Raw genomic sequence first — 20013 nt, 5'->3', positions numbered from 1 at the left:
CTTTTGAAAGGAGGAATTCGTTTTGGCAGAAGACAAAAAAAAGACAGGGGAAACCGGCGAATCGAAGCTTTTTGCGCCGGACGGCAAACCGCTGCGCGTCTTATCGACATCGCTTGGGATCGCGCTTTTGGCCAATGCGTTTCTCGCTCCAGCGGGTACCGCTGAGGCAACCGGAACGGGGAGCGGCGCTGAACCGAAGCTCGTGGCCTGGTCGACCGAGGAAGTCAAAGCGTACTTTGACAAGAATGTCGACTGGAATCTTCCGATTCCGTTCGAGAAGGAGGAAGAGCAGCAGACGCAGGCGGGCACAGGCGATAACGGTTCCGGCGGAACAACGATCGTAAACAATTATGGAGGATATGGAACCGGGTTCGGCTGGGACGATATGCTCCTTTATCACCTGCTGTTTAACAGCGGGTCCAATTACTCGTCAAGCGGTTGGCACAAGAAACATGGAGGCTATTACGCGGGAACTTCGACACCTTACAAACCGCGCACTTATTCCAGCGGGACCTTCCAGAACAAGCCCGTAGCCGGTTCGGTGGTCCCTCCGAAAACGTCGACCTCGACGAAGGGATCGATCGTACGGCGTTCGACCTCTTCGAGCCCGGGTGGAATCGGCGGCAAATCCAGCGGCCTCGGCTCATCTTCCAGTTCGAAATCAAGCAGTAGCAGCTCCATATCGGGATCCTCCAGCAGATCAAGCTCCGGCAAAGGATTTTTTGGCGGATGACCGACAGGGTGTTTGAAGTAGCGGGCGTGCCGGATCCCGATCGGGCCGGACGGGTGAAACAGCTTTACGAGCTTGGCTTTACCTGGGCGGATTTGGAGGACGAAGCTTACTGGATCGACCAGATCGTATGGATGAAGCAATCCGCTTATGATGAACTGCTGCATGCCTCCCGCATGCTCTGGATGATCCTTGATAAAACGGTCAGATATGTGCACCGCAGACCGGATCTTTACGAGCTCCTGGGCATCCCGCCTTTGTTGTGGGAGATGCTTGACGGAGAGCTCCTTGCGGAACCCGGATTAATCAGCAGGTATGCTAGATTCGATTTTGCCGTGTCCCAGGATGGCAGTATCCGGCTGTTGGAGCTGAATGCGGATACGCCGACCGGCTATGTGGAGGCTTCAATTGCCACGCCTTGGGTGCTGGAACAGGCCGGTCACTCCTCTCCGAACGCGGGAATGAAAGACCAGGTAGCGGCGGCATGGGCCGTGGAGCAACCGGAAAGCGCGGCGTGCGTCGACTATGGCAGCCACCTGGAGGACTCCGGAACGATCGAGGCCTTGGTTCGGCACAGCGGAAGAACGATGACTTGTGAGGATTGTCTGGAATTATGGTTTGATAACTGCTACCTAAAGAATAAGGACGGGAAAGTAATAAACCGTCTGTTCGCTTTATATCCCAAAGAATGGATGGCGGTGGACGACGCCGGGGAAGCGATGGCCTATGCGATCGAATCGGGCCGGTTGACCTTGTTTAACCCGCCGCACAGCTTGCTGCTCCAATCCAAGGGCTTGCTTGCCGCGGTCTGGGGGCTCTACGAGCTGGGGCTGCTCTTTGACGAAGCCGAGCGCAAAGCCATCGAGGCTTATATGCTGCCAACATACAACAAGCCGGTATTCTCCGGAAACTTCGTATCCAAATCGATGTTTGGGCGCGAGGGCGGTTCCGTACGTATGTTTGACGAAGGCGGGCATTTGGAGATTGAGGACGAAGAAGGGTTTGACAGCAGCGTGCTGTTTCCTTCGGTCTATCAGAAGCGGACGGAGCTCGCCAGGATTGAGACAGCGGTAGGAGAATTGCATTTGTTGACCGGCATGTTTGTAATTAATGGCACTCCTTGCGGTTTGCTTGGCCGTGCAGGCGGTCCTATTACGGGTAATGCCAGTCATTTTATTGCGATAGGAGTGAAATAAATGAGAATCAAGCGTTTGCTGGGATGGGTCCTGGCCGGATGTATGTCCCTGGTTCTGCTCAGCGCCTGCGGAGCGCAATCCAGCGTCTTCCATACGGATTCGGGTGCCGATGCCGCTTTGACTGAGGCCCGTGTCCCTTGGGATTATCGGATTCAGGAAGGGACTGTCGGAGATCTGGTGGGCAGCGATATGACAATACTCCCCGACAACGAGCTGCTGCCGAACGACAATAACTACGGAACAGGGGATAAAGTCTGGATTCTGCAGTTTATGGATGCCGAACTGACAACGGATGAGAATCAGAAGAATGAAGTCCGTTTGTCCGCCTGGAATACGATCAAGTCCTATCCGGATAAGGCGGCCGCCGATAAAGATCTTGCGGAGCTCAAAGTATCCGTCACGACGGACGTGAAACTGGTCGGTGTGTACAAGACCGAGTACAAGGGCAAAACCAGAAATTTTGCCGTCCTGGAGCTGCCTACGGGCAACCGGATCAAACAGCCGATCGACGACGCCAGATATAAAGCTTTGGAAAAAGCAAAAACAGCATCGGTAATTCTGGAGGAAGTTCACGATTTTGCCGATTACGATTCGGCTTTTGCGAAATTTAGGGGGTGGGCAAAGTGACGACGATTATTGTTAATATTCTCGTAAGCGTGGTTGTGATCATCGGGCTGCAATTGCTCGGCATGCTGATTTTCAGCTGGATGACACCATATAAAGATATGGAAGAGTTGAAGAAGGGGAATAAAGCGGCCGCACTGGCGATGGGCGGAAAATTCATGGGTACGGCGATCATTTTGGGAGTCGCCGCTTATACGAACACCTCCATTTGGTTCATGATCATGTGGTTTGCCGTAGGATACGTTTGTCTGATTGCGGCCTATTGGATCTTCGAACTGGCTACGCCGGGATTCAAGATATCCGATCACTTGCAGCAAGGTAATGTGGCTGTAGGAATTTTGCTCTGCCTGGTGTTTGTCGGAACCGCGTTTGCGGTCAGCAGCCTCATTATCTGACGGAAGCATCCGGGGAGGGGGCAGGACGTGCACTTTTTTCTTCGAATAACTACGAAACTGATGCGCATGCCCAAGACATCTCTCGGGATGGTAATTCTGGGCTTTGTTCTAATTAGCGCTACCGTAGCCTTTCTGCTGGAGCCGGGAACATTCGGAACATGGTTCAATGCGATATATTGGGTCTTAACGACCATGGCTACGGTGGGGTACGGGGATTATTTTGCGGAAACCGTTCCCGGGAAGGTATTTACGATCTTTTTGTATATCTTCGGAATCGGACTGCTCAGTCTGGTGATCGGAAAGATTATCGATTCGCTGGGCGCGGTTCAGCGGCAGAGAGGAGCCGGCACTTTGAGCTTTCGGGGCAATCATCATATCATTCTGATTAATTGGAACAAAAAGGCGCAATCGGCGGTAGAGGAAATCATGAGTTACTCGCCAAACGCCCATATCGTCATCATAGATGAAAGCAGTCGACACCCTTTGGAGCATCTGCATCATGTTCATTTTATCAGCGGAGACCCGTCGTCCGACGAGGTTCTGGGTAAGGCGAATCTGGCGGAAGCCAGGGCGGCGATTATTTTTGCGGATTCGAGAATTGAGGAAGCATCGTTGATTGACGGGAAGTCCTTGCTGGTCGCGTCCAGCATTGAGCGCATTGCCCCTCATGTACATACCACCGTAGAAATCACCCAAGAGAAACATATTCAAAATTTCAGGCATGTTCAGATCAACGAATTCGTCTTGTCGCATGATGCGATTTCCCGTTTGGCGGTGAGGTCGGCCCTTCAAGAAGGCAATCCGGAGGTGATCAGGCAATTGCTCAGCCGCCAGCATGGCGCCGATATTTATGAAGTCCCCGGGAACGAGAAATGGAAGACGTACAGGGATGCTTTCCTGGACTTGCTGGGCCAGGGAGCGACCTTACTGGCGGACCGCAATGATTTGGCTATCAACCGTAAACTGGATCAGCCGATTCCTCCCGAAGCGAGGCTATATATCGTTTCGGATGAACCGACTTACCGCCGGATTTCGGGTACTCAGCGCAAGTCATAAATAATAGTGTGCTCTTCACCCCCGGCAAAAAGCCGGGGGTATTTTGCTGAAATTTATGAAGCAAATTGGGTAAAAGTAGAGGGAGCCAAATGAATTTGCACCTAAATACCGAATACAATTATACTCACTCTATATGCTTAAGGAGATGTACTACTATGGAACAAGTCGACTACGAAATGATTTTTAAACTCTGTATGGCCCTATTGTTCGGCCTGTTTATCGGGATTGACCGCCAGCTTAAACAAAAGCCGCTGGGGATCAAAACATGCATGGTCATTTGTATCGCGAGCTGCCTCGTTACGATCGTCTCAATCGAAGCCTTTGAAAAATTCGCCGGGCCGGATCATCCCAATATGGACCCGATGCGTCTCGCTGCCCAGGTCGTCAGCGGGATCGGTTTTTTGGGTGCCGGCGCCATTCTCCGCCGAAGTAACGAGGGCATTTCGGGGCTGACCTCGGCCGCCATGATCTGGGCGGCTTCCGGGATCGGGATCGCTATCGGCACAGGGTTTTATTTGGAAGCGGCTCTAGCCGTCGTCTTATTGATGCTGTCCGTCAATTTCATCCCTTCCGTGATCAAGTGGATCGGCCCCTATAAGCTGAATCAGCGGGACGTTTCGATTAAAGTCATCATGGAAGACCATGGCGATGTGGCGGAACTGATCCGGATAATCGGGGGGAAGGATCAGGAGGCGGAAACCAAACGGAAACGGAACCAGCACCGGATTCGCCGCCTTAAAATCAAAGATCTTGAGGAAGGACGCCAGCGCGTGGATATGGTCATCACCGCCTCCGAGAAAGAATACACCACCGAACTGTACCGCTTTATCCGGCATATCGATCATGTCGTCAGCGTTGAAGTGGAAAATCTTTAGGTCTTTCGGAGCCTTCAGTTTATTTAAAGTTTAAAAAGCGTTGCTATTCTTTTTCCTGAGCTTGAGGCTGGCGAAAGCTCCGAACAGGAAAGGGGAAGAAGCATGCAAACAGGAGAAATTAAAAAAGGATCTTTTTATCGTTTAATGCGCGAAACCAAGCCTTCGGTCGGCTTGATGATCTTGGCTATTTTTTTGAGTGTCGTCTCGACGCTGGTAGGTCTGGTCATTCCGATGTTTACGAAAAACTTGGTGGACGGTTTTTCGCTCACCGACTTGGACAGAAATCAAATCCTGGCGCTGGTTGGCGCGTTTGCCGCTCAGACGGTCGCATCGGGTGCGGGGATCTTCCTGCTGAACTATATCGGCCAAAAGATGGTGGCTTCGTTGCGGGACCGGCTGTGGAAAAAGCTGCTTCGCTTGCCGGTAGCTTTTTTTGACAACAACCGGACAGGCGAATCGGTCAGCCGAATGACGAATGATACCGGAGTGATCAAATCGCTGATTTCGGAGCATGTCGCCGGCTTTTTTAGCGGAATTATTTCCGTGATCGGGTCGATCGCCGTACTGCTGTACTTGAACTGGAAGATGACGCTGATTATGTTTATCGTGATCCCGCTGGCGGCGCTGGTACTGTACCCGCTGGGCCGGAAAATGTACAAGATTTCACTCGGCATGCAGGATGAGACCGCTACGTTTACCGCCACCTTAAGCCAGGTAATTTCGGAAATTCGCCTCGTGAAATCGTCCAACGCGGAAGAAAGGGAATACGACACCGGCAGGAAAGGGATTTTAAACCTGCTGAAATTCGGTGTTCAGGAAGGGCTGGTCATGGCCTGGATCAGTCCGCTTATTTCGGTAGTTCTGATGATGCTTCTCGTGGTAGTCATCGGGTACGGCGGGATGCAGGTTTCTTCCGGGGCGCTGACGGCGGGAGAACTGGTGGCGTTTATTCTCTATCTCATTCAAATCGTCATGCCAATGACGCAGCTGTCGACCTTTTTCACGCAATTGCAAAAGGCGAAAGGGGCCACCGAGCGGATTATGGAGACGCTGGATTCCGATGAAGAGGCGTTCCACACGGGCAAAGAAGTGACCGCTACCCATCTTCCGGTCCAGATTGACCGTCTTTCGTTTGGATATAAGCCGGATGAGCCGGTGTTGAAGGAGGTCAGCTTCCGGATGGATCCGGGTACCGTTACCGCGGTCGTAGGGCCGAGCGGCAGCGGGAAAACGACGCTGTTCTCCATGCTCGAGCGCTTCTATCTCCCGCAGACGGGAGAGATCCGGCTGGGAGATGAGCCGATTGACGCCTTTTCGATCAAATCTTGGCGCGGGGTGATCGGGTACGTGTCTCAGGACAGCCCGATGATCGCGGGAACGATTCGGGAAAACCTCTGTTACGGGGTGGAGCGGCAAGTCAGCGACGACGAGCTGGTGAAGGCGGCCAAAATGGCGTACGCCGACGGATTTATCGCCGAGCTGCCGCAGGGCTATGATACGGATGTCGGCGAGCGGGGCGTTAAGCTGTCCGGCGGACAACGGCAACGAATCGCGATCGCCCGCGCGCTGCTCCGGGATCCGAAAATTCTGATGCTGGACGAGGCGACCTCCAGCCTGGACAGCCGTTCGGAGCACGTGGTCCAGCAGGCTCTTAACAATTTGATGGCGGGCAGAACGACCATCGTGATTGCGCACAGACTTTCCACGGTGGTGGGAGCGAATCAGATTATTTTTATAGACAAAGGAAGAGTAACCGGCCGCGGCAAGCATGAAGAACTGCTGCAAAACCATGAGATGTACCGGGAATTTGCCGCTCAGCAGTTGCAAATCGCCGAAGAGCATGGAGATGAACATGAAACCGGGGAATGAGGCATATGGCTAAAATTCTAATCGTGGACGATGACCCGCATATTCGCGAGCTAGTGCGGGTCTTTCTGGAAGAAGCGGGGATGAAAACGGAGGAGGCCGTCGACGGTATGGACGCTTTAAGGAGGCTGGAACAGAGCAAATCCGATCTGGCCATCCTGGACGTCATGATGCCGAATATGGACGGCTGGGAACTCTGCCGTGAACTGCGCCGTCTATATGAGATGCCCGTCCTGATGCTGACGGCCAAAGGAGAAACGCGCCAGATTGTCAAGGGCTTCGATCTGGGGGCCGATGATTATCTGGTCAAACCTTTTCAGCCGGCGGAATTGGTGGTAAGGGTCCGGGCGCTGCTGAAAAGGTACCAGATTATCGCGTCACAGACGGTGGGGATCGGCAATCTCCGCATGAACCGGCGGACATTCGAAGCGGGAACCGCCGATGAGACGTATCATCTGCCGTTGAAAGAGTTCGAGCTCTTGTTCCGGCTCGGCAGCAATTCGGGAAGAACGCTGACAAGGGAGCAACTGATCGAGGAAATTTGGGGATATGACTACGAGGGAAACGAGCGGACGCTGGATGTTCACATTAACCGGCTCCGCGAGAAGTTTCCCGAGGAAAAACACGGATTTCGCATTCGGACGGTGCGCGGCCTCGGCTACCGGCTGGAGGTGAGCGGAGGTTGAATCCCCGGGTGCGCCATGCGCTGAAGCTTGCATGGAAAGTGATCAGCAACACGCTGCAGTTGATCGGGATCACGGTCTGTCTGGCCGTTTGCTGGACGGGAGCCACTTATATCAGTAAATTTTTTTATAGGTATGCGGGCAGCCCTTCGGCCTATTTTGTACAGCTGATTGACGTTATTTTGGGCGTCACGCTCTTCATCGTTTTCTTGTCCATCCTGGCCATGTATTTCCGCCATAAGGAGCTGGCCCTGCTGGCTGCGATTATCGATGCGATGCGGCGGATTTCCAAGGGGGACTTTTCGGTCAAGCTCGAGTTTCCGACCAGGCAGTCGGAATTTCAGAAAATCGTGGAAAGTATTAATGAAATGGCCGGTGAGCTGAACCGGATGGAGACGATGCGTCAGGATTTTATCTCCAATGTATCCCATGAAATACAGTCGCCTCTGACTTCGATTCAAGGCTTTACTGCGGCTTTGAGGAATTCCGCTCTGACCGCGGACAAAAAGGATCATTACCTCGATATCATCGAGCGGGAGAGCCGCCGGTTATCGCAGATGAGTGAGAACCTCCTGAAACTGTCCTCTCTGGAGAGCGACCGTTCCGATTTTGAAACGACCCGCTTCAGGATGGACCGCCAATGGCGAACCGTCGTGCTGGCCAGCGAGCCGCAGTGGTTGGCCAAGGAGCTCCAGGTCGATCTGGAGCTGGAGGCTGTCGAGGTCGAAGGAGTTGAGGATTTGCTGGGCCAGGTATGGGTGAACCTGCTGCATAACAGCATCAAATTTACTCCGGACGGGGGAAGGATCAGCATTTCCCTCGCCAGGGCAAACGACGGTGCCGCCGAGATTATCGTTTCGGACACGGGGATCGGGATTTGCGAAAAAGATCTGCCGCATTTGTTCGAACGTTTTTATAAGGCCGACCGCTCCCGGAACCGCAGCGACGGAGGCAGCGGCTTGGGCTTGTCGATCGTCAAGCGGATTGTCGATATTCACTCGGGAGACGTTAGCGTAAGATCGGTTCCGGGGCAGGGGACGAGCTTTATGGTTACAATTCCTTGTACTTGGGCAGACGACCCCAGGATCGCAAAAAAAGGTTAAAGGCATGATCGTCATCACTTCGTAATCCTTTTTTAACCTTTTAGTTGGTTTTTAAGCCTAAACGCCATGATATGATGTATAAGGTGAGACTAGCTTGCGTTAAAAAAGGATGAGATTCCAATGAGCAAACAGATATTGATTGTCGATGACGATGAGAAAATCGCGAAGTTGATTGAAATTTATATGCTGAACGAAGGTTATGCCGTGCACGGGGCGGATAATGGGCTGTTGGCCCTGGAGATGATGGAGAAGGAAGCGATCGATCTGGTCATTCTGGATGTCATGATGCCCGGGCTTGACGGCATATCGGTCTGCCTGAAAATTCGGGAGACTCGAACAACCCCGATTTTGATGCTGAGCGCGAAGGATGGGGATATGGATAAAATCACCGGTCTGATGACCGGGGCGGACGATTATATGGTCAAACCATTTAATCCGCTGGAATTGGTCGCCAGAGTAAAATCCTTGCTGCGGCGGTCCTCCTACTCGGCCCAACCTCAACAGGCTCCGCAGGATCACTTGATCAAGCTGGGATCCCTTCAAATCGACAAGGAGACGCATACGGCAACGGTCGACGGCCGGCCGGTGAAGCTGACACCGATCGAATTCGGTATTTTGTTCTTGTTGGCCAGCCATCCCGGAAGGGTCTTCGGGTCGGAGGAAATCTTTGAGCTGATCTGGAAGGACAAATATTTCGAAAGCAGCAATTCGGTCACCGTACATATCAGCCGACTTCGGGACAAGCTGGAGAAGGAAATGGACGGGGAGAAGCCGATCCGTACGGTATGGGGGGTAGGCTATAAAATTGAAAGCTAGTCTCCGCTTTTTGGCTTGGTTGTGCTGGACGATCGTGGCTTCGCTTGCGTCTTTGCTGGTGCTGGTTCTTTTGGCGCGGGCGTTTTACTTGTTCTATCCGACTGTCACTTTCTACACATTTATCTATTGGATAAATCGCAATATCGGATTTCCCGATGCCTATTACCTGACCGGCGTACCGCTGATGCTGTTGTTTTCTCTATACTTCTATCGGCGTTCCGTGCGGCGACATGAGCAAAAATATCTTAAACTGCTGATCGAGGAAGTCCATAAGATCGAGGAGGGTTCCGCTTCCAAGATCCCTGTGGAGAACGTCGGACAGCTGGGGCAGCTGGCCACGGACATCAACCGGATGCTTGAGCGGCTTCGCACCTCCATGGAGGAAGAGCGGAGGGCCGAGCAGACCAAAAATGATCTCATCACGAATGTATCCCATGATTTGCGGACGCCGCTGACCTCGATTACCGGTTATTTGGGCTTGATCGAACAGGACCGCTACCGGGACGAGGTGGAACTCCGCTATTATGTCAATATGGCGTATGAGGAATCGCTGCGGTTGAAGCAGCTGCTTCAGGATTTGTTCGAGTATACCCGGATGCAGAACAAGGAAATGAAACTTCACAAGAGTCGGATTAATCTCGCGGAGATGCTGTACCAAATTTCCGCCCATTTCGGGTGGCAGCTGCAGGAGGGTGGCATGGAATGCCGGCTATTCTTCAAGGACCAGCAAGGGCTGTCCGTCATCGGAGACGGTGACAAGCTGCGGCGGGTCTACGAAAATCTCATGACCAACGCGATTCGCTACGGCAGTGAAGGCCGGCTTCTGGACATTCGCGGATGGGTCGAAGACGACGAAGTCATCACACAGATCATCAATTACGGCGAGCGTATTCCGGAGTCGGACTTGCCGCATTTGTTCGAACGTTTTTACCGCGTGGAGAAATCGCGGGCCGTTAATACCGGAGGCTCCGGGATCGGCCTGGCCATTGCGAAACATATCGTTGATTTGCACGGCGGTGTCATTTCCGCCGATAGCGATGAGGACCGAACCGTATTCACGGTCCGGTTAAAGCAAGAGGATGCCGAGGCAAAGGTCAATCATCGAAATCGAACATAAAGGCTGGATCAAGGATAACCTTGAATCCGGCTTTTTTTATATTAGAAGAGAATAGCGCTCCGGCAGATTATAAGATTATAGGCGGTGCTCTACCCGAACATAAGTTTGTTTATTAAGAAAATTTCATTGAAATCTTAAGATAATCTTAAGGTTTTCTTATCCGTGGCGAAAGTTATGAACTTCATAATAAAGAGGTACTCACGGAAAAAGAGCAATCTGAAGGAGCTGTCGGTTTTGAAGAAGACAAAATGGGTCATCGGATTGCTTGTGTTGGCATTGATCTTGATAGCGGCGGAGAAACGGCCGCTGGAACAGATACGGGAAAAAGGGGCGGTCCTGGTTGCCTTGGTGGAGGAAGAAATCCGCAGCCTCCGTCATTCGGACATCCCCGGGCTGGAGGGCCAGGCCGTGCTGGTTATGGACCGGAACACAGGTGAAGTTATATACAGTGAGCAGGGGAAGAAAAAAATGTACCCGGCAAGTACAACGAAAATATTAACAGCCGTCATTTTACTCGAAAATAGCCGTCCGGACGCGTCGGTTACGGTCGGAAATGAGGTGCTTCGGCGCGCCGCGGACGAAAGCTCGGCGGGACTCGTTCCCGGAGAAACGCTGACGGTGAAGGAACTTGCGGCGGCGATGCTGCTGCCTTCGGGAAACGATGCGGCCAGAACGGCGGCCGCTTATGTGGCGCGGCTGAAATCCGGAAAAGATCTGGAGCCGGAGGAAGCAAACGCTGTTTTTGCGGAACTGATGAATGAACGGGCCAAAGCGATAGGGGCTAAAAGGAGTCATTTCGTCAACCCGCATGGTCTGCATGATCCGAATCATTACACCACGGCCAATGATATGGCGTTAATAGCGCGGGAAGCGATGGATAACGCCGATTTTCGGGCGATCGTGTCGGAAAGCCAGTACGACGCGACATCCGACGAACGGCATGTCCGGCACTTTGAAAACCGCAATAAGTTGTTGGACCGCGGCGGGGATTGGTATTTCCAAGGCGCCAACGGCATCAAAACCGGGTACACCGAAAAGGCCGGGTACTGCTTCGTCGGCTCGGCGGTTCAAGACGGCAAGGAACTGATTACGGTAGTACTGAATTCCAGCGAACAAGGCGTATGGTCCGACACAGTCAAGCTGCTGGAGTACGGCTTCACATTTTGAGGAGGTTCATCATGAAGAAATCATCCATGGATATGATCTATCGTGAATATAAGAATGACGTTTACCGGTATTTGTTTTATTTGTGCCGGGATCATCACAACGCCGAGGATCTGATGCAGGAGACGTTTTGCAGAGCCTGCGGGAAGCTAAGCGACTTTGAAGGCAAGAAGACGAAAGCCTGGCTGCTGCGGGTAGCCCGTAATGCTTACATCGACCGGCTGCGGAAAGAAAGCCGCACTTCCTCTTACGAGAACGAGTTCTTCTACAATGTGGCGAGCGAGGATACACCCGAGGAGTGCCTGCTTTCCGTGGAGAGCCGTGAGGAACTGTTGAAAATGCTGTCCCTGCTCCCTCCCAATCAGCAGCATGCCGTGTTGTTGTACGACGTCCACGGGTTTACATATCAGGAGTCGGCCGACCTGATGGGGGTGGCGCTTTCCCATTTTAAAATTTTGCTGTACCGGGCCAGACAAAGATTGCGGAAGGAAAAACAAACGGCATAATTCCCTTTATGAACCGGGCCGGGAGAGAAATCTCCCGGTCTTTTTGGCATGCTCGTACACTTTTGGAAACGCTTTTAAGGACGTTTTAAAGTCGTTGTCTTTTAATCGGACGCCGCCTACCATGGGAACTGTAAAACCATAGCCGTAACAGCATTCAACGATCTAATGAGGTGATGGGATGAAAACGGTAATCGAACTGGAAGACGTACTTAGCACGCCCTCCGAGCGATTGATCGGGGATTTGGCGGGACTGGACGGGGACATTCTTGTTCTGGGCGTCGGGGGAAAAATGGGGCCCAGCCTGGCAAAACTGGCGAAACGGGGGATGAAGGCCGCCGGGAAATCGGGCAGGGTCATCGGCGTATCGCGGTTTTCCTCGGGCGGATTGCAGCAGGAGCTCGAAGCCGAAGGCATCGAGACCATTGCGGCCGACCTGTTGTCGGAAGAAGCGCTGAATCAGCTACCGGACGTGCGGAACGTCATTTACATGGCCGGCAATAAATTCGGCACCACCGGAAGGGAGTATTTCACCTGGGCGATGAATGCCTATTTGCCGGGACGCGTCGCCGAAAAATTCAAGGATTCGCGAATTGTGGCTTTTTCCTCCGGCAATATTTATCCGTTCACCCCATTGTCGCGGGGAGGCGCCACGGAATCAACGCCGCCTTCGCCGGTCGGCGAGTATGCGCAGTCCTGCCTTGGACGGGAACGGGTCTTCGAATATTTTTCCCGGAAAAACGGAACCCCGCTACTGAACTTCCGGCTAAATTACGCCATCGACCTGCGTTATGGCATTCTGCTGGAGGTAGCCACCGCGGTGAAGGAGGGGCGGCCGATCGATTTGAACATGGGGTTGGTCAATGTCATCTGGCAGGGCGATGCGAACGAGATGGCGATCCGGTCCCTGCTGCTTTGCGATTCGCCGCCGGTCACGCTGAACGTGACGGGGCCGGAAACGGTGTCGATCCGCTGGCTGGCCGAACGGTTCGGCGAAATGTTGGGGACCCGGCCGGTATTGGCCGGCGAAGAAGGTCCGACGGCTCTGCTCAACAACGCCTCCTTCGGCCATCGGCTGCTCGGCTATCCTCGGGTGACGCTCCGGCAGATGATGGAGTGGACGGCCGGTTGGGTGGAGTCGGACGGGGAGACGTTGGGAAAACCGACGCATTTCCAGGAAAGGGAGGGGGCGTTCTGATGAATGAGGTCAAGGAACTAAGCCGGGAAGCCCGCGATCTGCTGATGAGCGGCACCGTCATTCCCGCGCATCCGCTGGCGCTCGACGCTTCGCGCCAGCTGGATGAGATAAGGCAGCGGGCCTTGACGAAGTATTATCTCGCCTCCGGGGCCGGCGGGATCGCGGTGGGTGTCCATACGACCCAGTTCGAAATTCGCGAGCCGGAGATCGGCTTATATGAACCGGTGCTGCGGCTTGCCGCGGAGGAGGTGCAGGCGGCAAACCTGGATCGGCCCTTTCTGAAGATTGCCGGTATTTGCGGCCCGACGAAGCAGGCGCTCTCCGAAGCGGAGCTGGCGGCCTCGCTCGGGTACGATCTCGGTTTGGTGAGCATGGGCGGTTTGGACGGTTGGAGCGAAGAACAACTGTTGGAACGGATTCAAGCGATCACGGAAGTTATACCGGTGTTCGGATTTTACTTGCAGCCTGCGGTCGGGGGGCGGCTGCTGTCTTTTTCCTTCTGGCGCAGCCTGGCGGACCTTCCGGGTGTCGCGGCGATCAAAATCGCCCCGTTTAACCGCTATCAGACCGTGGATGTAGTACGGGCGGTTTGCGAATCGGAGCGGCGGGACGAAATCGCCTTGTACACGGGCAATGACGATAACATCGTAGCCGATTTGTTGACGAAATTCTCCTTTCGCGTCGACGGCGTAACGGTGGAGAAAGAAATCGCCGGCGGGCTCCTCGGCCATTGGGCGGTTTGGACCTCCAAGGCGGTCGAACTGCTGAAGGAAATCAAGGAGCTTCGGAGTCGGGGCGAGGGCGCCGGGATTCCGCCCGGGCTGCTGACGCGCGGCCAGGAGATTACGGACGTTAATGCGGCGCTGTTCGATCCGTGGCATCAATTTCGCGGCAGCATTGCGGGCATCCATGAAGTTTTGCGGCGCCAAGGCTTGTTGGAAGGCCGCTGGTGCCTGAATCCGCAGGAGGTGCTATCGCCAGGTCAGTTGGAGGAAATCGACCGGGTATATGCGGCATACCCCCATCTGAACGATGATGCGTTTGTCCGCCGTCGTCTCGGGGAGTGGCTGGAGGGAGTGAAGCGATGAGATTGTCCGAAACACGATCCCGCCGCTTTTTTTGGGAGCCGCAGGATCGCGGGTTTATCGTGGCGACGGTAACGAGGGATTGGCCGGACGAAGTGAAGGAAGTTTTGCATCGCGCCGACCAGGCTTGTGAACGCACTTTTATTTTTACGCATCGCTGGGATATGGAGCGCTGTGAAACGGAGGTTTCGTTTCCGGACGGCATCGATTGGACTTACCGGTACCGGGGGGACATCGAATGGATGGTTATGCTGAACCGGGCCCGGTATATGAGCGAATTGGGGCAGGCCTACTGGCTGACGGGGGACGAGAAGTACGTTCAAGGCTTCATTGCGTTAATGAAAGATTGGTTGAAACAGAATCCGCTCACGGAAGAGGAGGTCCGGGCCAGCGCGGACAGGGCCTACAATGTGAAGGACACGTGGCGCAAGCTGGACAGCGGGATCCGGATCGCCAACTGGCTGAAGGGATATCACTGCGTCAAAATATCGGCACTATGGCGGGACGAAGAAGAAACGTTGTTCCGGGAAGCCGTCAAGCTTCACGGCATGTATTTAAATATCGCCTATACCCCGCATGACACGCAGAGCAATTGGGGATTCCTCGAAACGAACGGGTTGTTCCAAATCGCACTGCTGTACCCGGAATTCGAAGCCTCGAGAGCCTGGCTGGACACCGCGGTGAAGCGGCTTACCGAAATGTGCCGGGTTCAGGTGTTTGAGGACGGCATGCACAACGAGCAATGCACCATGTACCATCATGAAGTTCTGCACTGCCTTTTCGAACCGGTTTTGCTCGCCGAGCTGAATGAGTGCGAGCTGCCTGCCGAACTGAAGCGGACGCTTCAGCGCATGTACACGGCATCCTTGGCGCTGGTTCAGCCGGATGGCCGTCAGCCGATGCTCGGGGACAGCGACGGGACCGATATCCGCGATGTACTGAGCCGTGGGGCAGTATTGTTCGGGCGGGGCGATTTAAAGAAAATGGGGTATGGCACGCTCGATTATGAAGGGATTTGGTTTTTCGGCGTAACGGGTTACGAGCGCTATGCACGCCTTCAGGCGGCGAATCCGGCGTTCGACTCTCTGGAACTTCCGCAAAGCGGCTATGCCGTGATGCGGACCGGCTGGACCCCGGAGGCCGGCTACATGCTGTTTGATGCCGGACATATGGACGCTATCCGGGCACATGGTCATGATGATTTGCTTCATATCAGTCTGTTTGCGGGCGGCCGGGAATTTTTGACCGATCCCGGGCGGTTCACCTATATGGAGAACGAATTCAGGCGTTACTTTAAAGAATCTTTGCAGCACAACACCGTCTCCGTCGACGGAGAGACGATCTCCACCTATCTCGATTCCTGGAAGTGGGCCAATGTGGCTAATCCGCTGGACCGCGGGTGGTTGGCGACGGATCATTTCGATTACGCTCAAGGCTGCCATGACGGCTATTTCAAGCTCGGCGATCCGGTACAGGTCAGGCGTCAAATTTTGTTTGTCAAACCCGACTACTGGATTGTCGTTGATACTTGCAGATCACGGGGAGAGCATTTTTATGCGCTGCCTTTTCATTTTGCCGAAGATCTTGAGGTCCGGCTGGGAGCGGATGGGAGCGTGACGGCGGAAGCGAACGACAGCGAATCCCTATTGCGGATTATCCCGGTCATGCCAACCGATGTGAAAATCGAATCCGCCTGGGTATCCCGCCATTACAATCGGAAAGTGCCTTCCGTCAAAGCGGTGTTTACGCAAAAAGGGTACGGCCTTACCCGATTCGTATCGATCCTGTATCCGCAAAAACGTCGGGAGGAGCAGGCACCGCAGATCGAAGCGATCGAGGTGCTTGACAGCTATGGCCATCCGGTCCCTTCCGACAAAGTTACGGCGATTTTCGTCCGGCGGGGGGAGAAGCGCGATTATGTGGTTTTTTCCCACCAAGGGGTGTGCGGATACCGGTTTGCCGGCAGCCATCTCACCGGAGAAGTGCTGTTTGTCAAGCAAGACGGCGAGAAAGGAAAGGCCCAGTCATACGTTGTCAAAGTCTAGAATAAGGTCTTATTAAGGACATTGACCTTTAATTCCTTATCCCTTAATTTAAGAATGAGTTCACAATTTAGACACATCGTGGACTAATCTTGCATTTCGGAGGAGAGAAACGATACCTGACATGTTTTGTTAGCGCTTTATTTTTGAGGATGATTATTTATGGGGGGTCATGCGATGAAAGGCAAGCTGAAATCATGGGGAACATTACTGCTGAGTCTTACGCTGGTGACAGCCATGCTCTTGACGGCGTGTTCCGGTGGGAATAACGGCAAGGCGAACGGAGGAAATGCCGGAAATCCAGGGGAAGGCGGGAACGGAGGAGGGAAAGCGGGGCAGACGGAAAAAGTGGAGCTTAAGCTCGGTTTCTATTCCTCGGCTCAGTCCGATGCCAAAATGCAGGAACTGATCGACAAGTTCCAAGCAAAACATCCCAACATAACGATCAAAACGGAATCTTCCCCCTATAATCAGTTTTTTCAAAAGCTGGATACCCAAATCGCCGCTGAAAGCGCCCCGGATCTCTGGCTCTCCGATGGCGTGCTCGTTCCGAAATACGCGGAGCGCGGCGTGCTGAAAGATTTGACGCCCCTCATCGAAAAAGACCTGAACAAAGACGATTATTTCGGGCTGGATTTCAACAAGGACGCGAGCGGAAAGTATTGGGGGGTTCCGCAAGGCATTCAGATCGCGGTCCTTTACTATAACAAGGATATGTTTGATGAGGCCAAAGTGGAATATCCGACGGAGGATTGGACCTGGGACGATCTGAAGACCGCCGCCGAGAAGCTGACGAAGGATTCCGCCGGCAAGTATGCAACCGATCCTTCCTTTGACAAGAACAAGATCAACCAATACGGGTTAACGTTCTTCAGCATCACGGAAGGCTGGATGACAGTGCTCAAGTCGTACGGAGGCGGCGTGCTGGACGAAACGTTGACGAAATCGGTCATCAACAGCCCGGAAAACAAAAAGGCGCTGGACTGGATCGTCGATGGCATGAAAAGGGAGCTGTTGACGACGCCTTCGGATCTCAAGAGCTTCCAGAGCAATATGGTTCCGTTCCCCAGCAAAGCGGCTGCCATGCGGATCGGCATCTACGCGCGTACGATCGACGCCAATGCGGCCGGACTGAACTACGATGTGACCGTGCTGCCCAAGGGCCCGGAAGGGAAGCGATTTTCTCCGGTGATCGCCAACTCCTGGGTCATCAACAAAAAAGCGGAAGGCGCCAAGGGCGACGCGGCCTGGGAATGGATCAAATTCTGGGCCACCGAGGATGAAGTGCAGAAGGAATGGGCCTCCCTGGGAGAAGCGGTTCCGGTTAAAAAGTCCGTCGCCAATTCCAGCGAGTTTTTAAGCGGCAAGCCCGAGAACAAGCAGGCGTTTCTCGACAGCTTCGAATTCGCGGGGACCCTGGATGTCAATGCCGTCTGGAGCGAATGGGTGGGCAAATTTAACGACAACATCAACCGGGCGTTCGAAGGGGAAGTCTCCGTGGACGAAGCCATGAAGAAGGCGGACGCCGAAGTGCAGCAAGTGCTGGACGAATTCTATAAAAAATAGTTGGAGACCCGTTCACTGATGGCAGGCATGGGCGGGACTTCGCCGGTAGGACAGCGGTCGTAAAGAGACCGGCGGCGATCGTCCCCGCCTCCTAAATCGCTAACAGAAAGTGTGATGACCATGGTGGAAAACACGGAAACTGTCTTGTCCAAAAGAGCAAGCGGCGATGTGCCGATAAAGCGGCGGAAAAAGCGGCTGGATAACGACGGCAAGTGGGGGCTCCTGATGGTGACCCCTTATCTTGTTCACTTTATCGTTTTTGTATTGGGCTCTCTGCTGGCCTCGTTATATTTCAGCTTCTCGGAGTACGATATTTTGAACCCGCCAAAATGGACGGGGTTGGATAACTACGCCAAACTCTTCAATGAATCGGTATTTTGGAAAGCGCTCTGGAATACCGTCTATTTTACCATCTTGTTCGTGCCGCTGCAGACGATTCTCGCCCTCATTCTGGCCGTGGCCTTAAATCAGAAGCTGCGGGCGCTCAAGCTGTTCCGGCTGGCGCATTTTTTGCCGGTTATTTCTTCCTGGACCGTCATTATGTACGTGTCGGATGCGATTTTTAACCCCCGGTTCGGGTTTGCCAATGCGTTCCTGATCAAGCTGGGGTTCGACCCGCAAAAATGGCTGCAGGATGAGCATCTTGTAATTCCGATGCTGGTCATGATCGCGGTGTGGAAAGGGATCGGCTATATCATGGTGATCTTTCTCGCGGGGCTGCAAAATGTGCCGTCCGATGTATACGAAGCCGCTGAAATCGATGGGGCCGGGACATTACGGAAGTTTCGGCATATTACTGTCCCGTTGATTTCCGGGACGACCTTTCTCGTGCTCATTCTAAGCACCATATCCACCTTTCAGGCGTTTGAGCAGATCTATGTCATGACCGGCGGAGCGATGGACGCTTCTTCCGCGGGCGGTCCCAACAAAGCGAGCCTGGTGCTGATGATTTATTTGTACCAGGAAGGATTCTCGTTCCTGCGGATGGGATACGCTTCGGCGATCGCCTGGGTGCTGTTCGTGATCTTGTTCCTGCTGACGGTAGTTCAAGTCGCGCTGCAGAAAAAATGGGTGCATTACGAATGACACGAAGGAGAAAGGAGGAACCGGTATGAAGATAAACCGGATGCGAAAGATCGCCGGATATACGGTAATCATTATTAGCTCGCTCGTCATGACCATGCCTTTTTTAACGACGATTTTCAATTCACTGAAATCCTACCCCCAATATACACGCGTGCCGCCGGAGTGGATCCCTAGTCCGGTCAAGTGGGAAAACTACGCCGAGGTCTGGAAATTGGGCCCGTTCGGACAATACACGACCAATAGTGTTATCGTAACCGTGCTGTCCGTCGTCGGAGCCCTGATCTCTTGTTCCATGGTGGCCTATGCGTTTGCAAGATTGAGATTTCCGCTGAAAAACACGTTGTTCCTGGTGGTGCTCGGCACGATGATGATCCCCCCGGTGGTGCTGATTATCCCGCAATTCGTTATCTTCAAGTCGCTGCATATGCTGGATACGCTCACTCCGCTGTGGCTGATCGAATGGCTGGCCCAGCCCTTCGGCATCTTCCTGATGCGGCAGGCGTTTCTCGCGATCCCGAAGGATTACGAGGAATCGGCCAAGCTGGACGGGTGCAATCCGTTCCAGATCTACTGGCGGATCTTCCTGCCGATGTGCAAGCCGACGTTCGCGACGCTGGCCGTGTTTACGTTTATGACCAAATGGAACGAAATTTTGTCCCCGGCCATCTTTCTGACCTCCAAGGAGAATTTCACCTTGCCGATCGGAATTTTGTCCATGGCGGGACAATGGTCCGGCAATGAGCAATATATGGTCGCCGCCGCGCTGATGAGCCTGATCCCGATCCTGCTCGTCTTCCTGTTCGCGGAGAAATACTTTGTGCAGGGCAGCAACTCCGCAGGGATCAAATAACCCGAGGAAGTTCTGCCAAGGCAGCAACTCCGCAGGGATCAAGTGACCCGAGGAAGTT

At 53.6% G+C, this 20013-nt stretch carries 19 protein-coding genes; all 19 read left to right on the top strand.

The window, feature by feature from the left end:
* The first annotated feature begins 22 nt into the window (after window positions 1-22).
* The 19 genes from V4U84_RS00620 (at window position 23) to V4U84_RS00530 (ending at window position 19955) form a co-directional block, all read left to right on the top strand.
* Window positions 23-733 carry a hypothetical protein gene (locus V4U84_RS00620; RefSeq protein ID WP_334072860.1) on the top strand — a complete coding sequence of 237 codons (711 nt, stop codon included), beginning with the start codon at window positions 23-25 and terminating at the stop codon, window positions 731-733.
* Window positions 730-1926, top strand: coding sequence for a glutathionylspermidine synthase family protein (locus V4U84_RS00615; protein WP_334072859.1), 1197 nt, complete (start codon window positions 730-732; stop codon window positions 1924-1926). Before V4U84_RS00620 ends, V4U84_RS00615 begins: the two co-directional genes overlap by 4 nt.
* The gene (locus V4U84_RS00610; protein WP_334072858.1) at window positions 1927-2553 is read left to right on the top strand and encodes a signal peptide protein; all 627 of its coding nucleotides are present in this window, start codon (window positions 1927-1929) and stop codon (window positions 2551-2553) included.
* Window positions 2550-2945 (top strand): DUF350 domain-containing protein, encoded by a 396-nt coding sequence (locus V4U84_RS00605; RefSeq protein ID WP_416367194.1) that lies wholly within the window; start codon window positions 2550-2552, stop codon window positions 2943-2945. The genes V4U84_RS00610 and V4U84_RS00605 overlap by 4 nt, the downstream gene beginning before the upstream one ends.
* A gap of 27 nt (window positions 2946-2972) precedes the next feature.
* The gene (locus V4U84_RS00600) at window positions 2973-4001 is read left to right on the top strand and encodes a potassium channel family protein (protein ID WP_334076590.1); all 1029 of its coding nucleotides are present in this window, start codon (window positions 2973-2975) and stop codon (window positions 3999-4001) included.
* A gap of 155 nt (window positions 4002-4156) precedes the next feature.
* Window positions 4157-4876, top strand: coding sequence for an MgtC/SapB family protein (locus tag V4U84_RS00595; RefSeq protein WP_334072855.1), 720 nt, complete (start codon window positions 4157-4159; stop codon window positions 4874-4876).
* A gap of 102 nt (window positions 4877-4978) precedes the next feature.
* Entirely contained in the window at window positions 4979-6745 is a 1767-nt protein-coding gene (locus V4U84_RS00590; protein WP_334072854.1) for an ABC transporter ATP-binding protein, read from the top strand.
* 5 nt (window positions 6746-6750) lie between these two features.
* Window positions 6751-7428 (top strand): response regulator transcription factor, encoded by a 678-nt coding sequence (locus tag V4U84_RS00585; RefSeq protein WP_334072853.1) that lies wholly within the window; start codon window positions 6751-6753, stop codon window positions 7426-7428.
* Entirely contained in the window at window positions 7425-8528 is a 1104-nt protein-coding gene (locus V4U84_RS00580) for a sensor histidine kinase (RefSeq protein ID WP_334072852.1), read from the top strand. The genes V4U84_RS00585 and V4U84_RS00580 overlap by 4 nt, the downstream gene beginning before the upstream one ends.
* A gap of 120 nt (window positions 8529-8648) precedes the next feature.
* A complete protein-coding gene (locus V4U84_RS00575) occupies window positions 8649-9344 on the top strand; it encodes a response regulator transcription factor (RefSeq protein ID WP_334072851.1) in 696 nt (231 codons plus the stop codon).
* Complete coding sequence (locus V4U84_RS00570) at window positions 9334-10461, top strand: sensor histidine kinase (protein ID WP_334076589.1); 1128 nt, start codon at window positions 9334-9336, stop codon at window positions 10459-10461. Before V4U84_RS00575 ends, V4U84_RS00570 begins: the two co-directional genes overlap by 11 nt.
* A gap of 234 nt (window positions 10462-10695) precedes the next feature.
* The gene (locus V4U84_RS00565; RefSeq protein WP_334072849.1) at window positions 10696-11628 is read left to right on the top strand and encodes a D-alanyl-D-alanine carboxypeptidase family protein; all 933 of its coding nucleotides are present in this window, start codon (window positions 10696-10698) and stop codon (window positions 11626-11628) included.
* Window positions 11629-11639: 11 nt separating this feature from the next.
* Window positions 11640-12131, top strand: a complete 492-nt coding sequence (locus V4U84_RS00560; RefSeq protein WP_334072848.1) for an RNA polymerase sigma factor — start codon at window positions 11640-11642, stop codon at window positions 12129-12131.
* A gap of 178 nt (window positions 12132-12309) precedes the next feature.
* Complete coding sequence (locus V4U84_RS00555) at window positions 12310-13326, top strand: NAD-dependent epimerase/dehydratase family protein (protein WP_334072847.1); 1017 nt, start codon at window positions 12310-12312, stop codon at window positions 13324-13326.
* A complete protein-coding gene (locus V4U84_RS00550) occupies window positions 13326-14414 on the top strand; it encodes a dihydrodipicolinate synthase family protein (protein ID WP_334072846.1) in 1089 nt (362 codons plus the stop codon). The genes V4U84_RS00555 and V4U84_RS00550 overlap by 1 nt, the downstream gene beginning before the upstream one ends.
* Window positions 14411-16456: an alginate lyase family protein gene (locus V4U84_RS00545; protein WP_334072845.1), complete on the top strand. Its 2046-nt coding sequence runs from the start codon at window positions 14411-14413 to the stop codon at window positions 16454-16456. Before V4U84_RS00550 ends, V4U84_RS00545 begins: the two co-directional genes overlap by 4 nt.
* Before the next feature lie 174 nt (window positions 16457-16630).
* Window positions 16631-18019, top strand: coding sequence for an ABC transporter substrate-binding protein (locus V4U84_RS00540; protein WP_334072844.1), 1389 nt, complete (start codon window positions 16631-16633; stop codon window positions 18017-18019).
* 120 nt (window positions 18020-18139) lie between these two features.
* Window positions 18140-19105, top strand: a complete 966-nt coding sequence (locus V4U84_RS00535) for a carbohydrate ABC transporter permease (protein WP_334073366.1) — start codon at window positions 18140-18142, stop codon at window positions 19103-19105.
* Window positions 19106-19130: 25 nt separating this feature from the next.
* Window positions 19131-19955: a carbohydrate ABC transporter permease gene (locus tag V4U84_RS00530; protein ID WP_334072843.1), complete on the top strand. Its 825-nt coding sequence runs from the start codon at window positions 19131-19133 to the stop codon at window positions 19953-19955.
* Window positions 19956-20013 lie beyond the last annotated feature (58 nt).

The organism is Paenibacillus sanfengchensis (assembly GCF_036864765.1).
Taxonomy (GTDB): domain Bacteria; phylum Bacillota; class Bacilli; order Paenibacillales; family Paenibacillaceae; genus Fontibacillus; species Fontibacillus sanfengchensis.
Note: the sequence above shows the minus strand (reverse complement) of the source record. Positions and strands in the feature narration are given on the sequence as shown.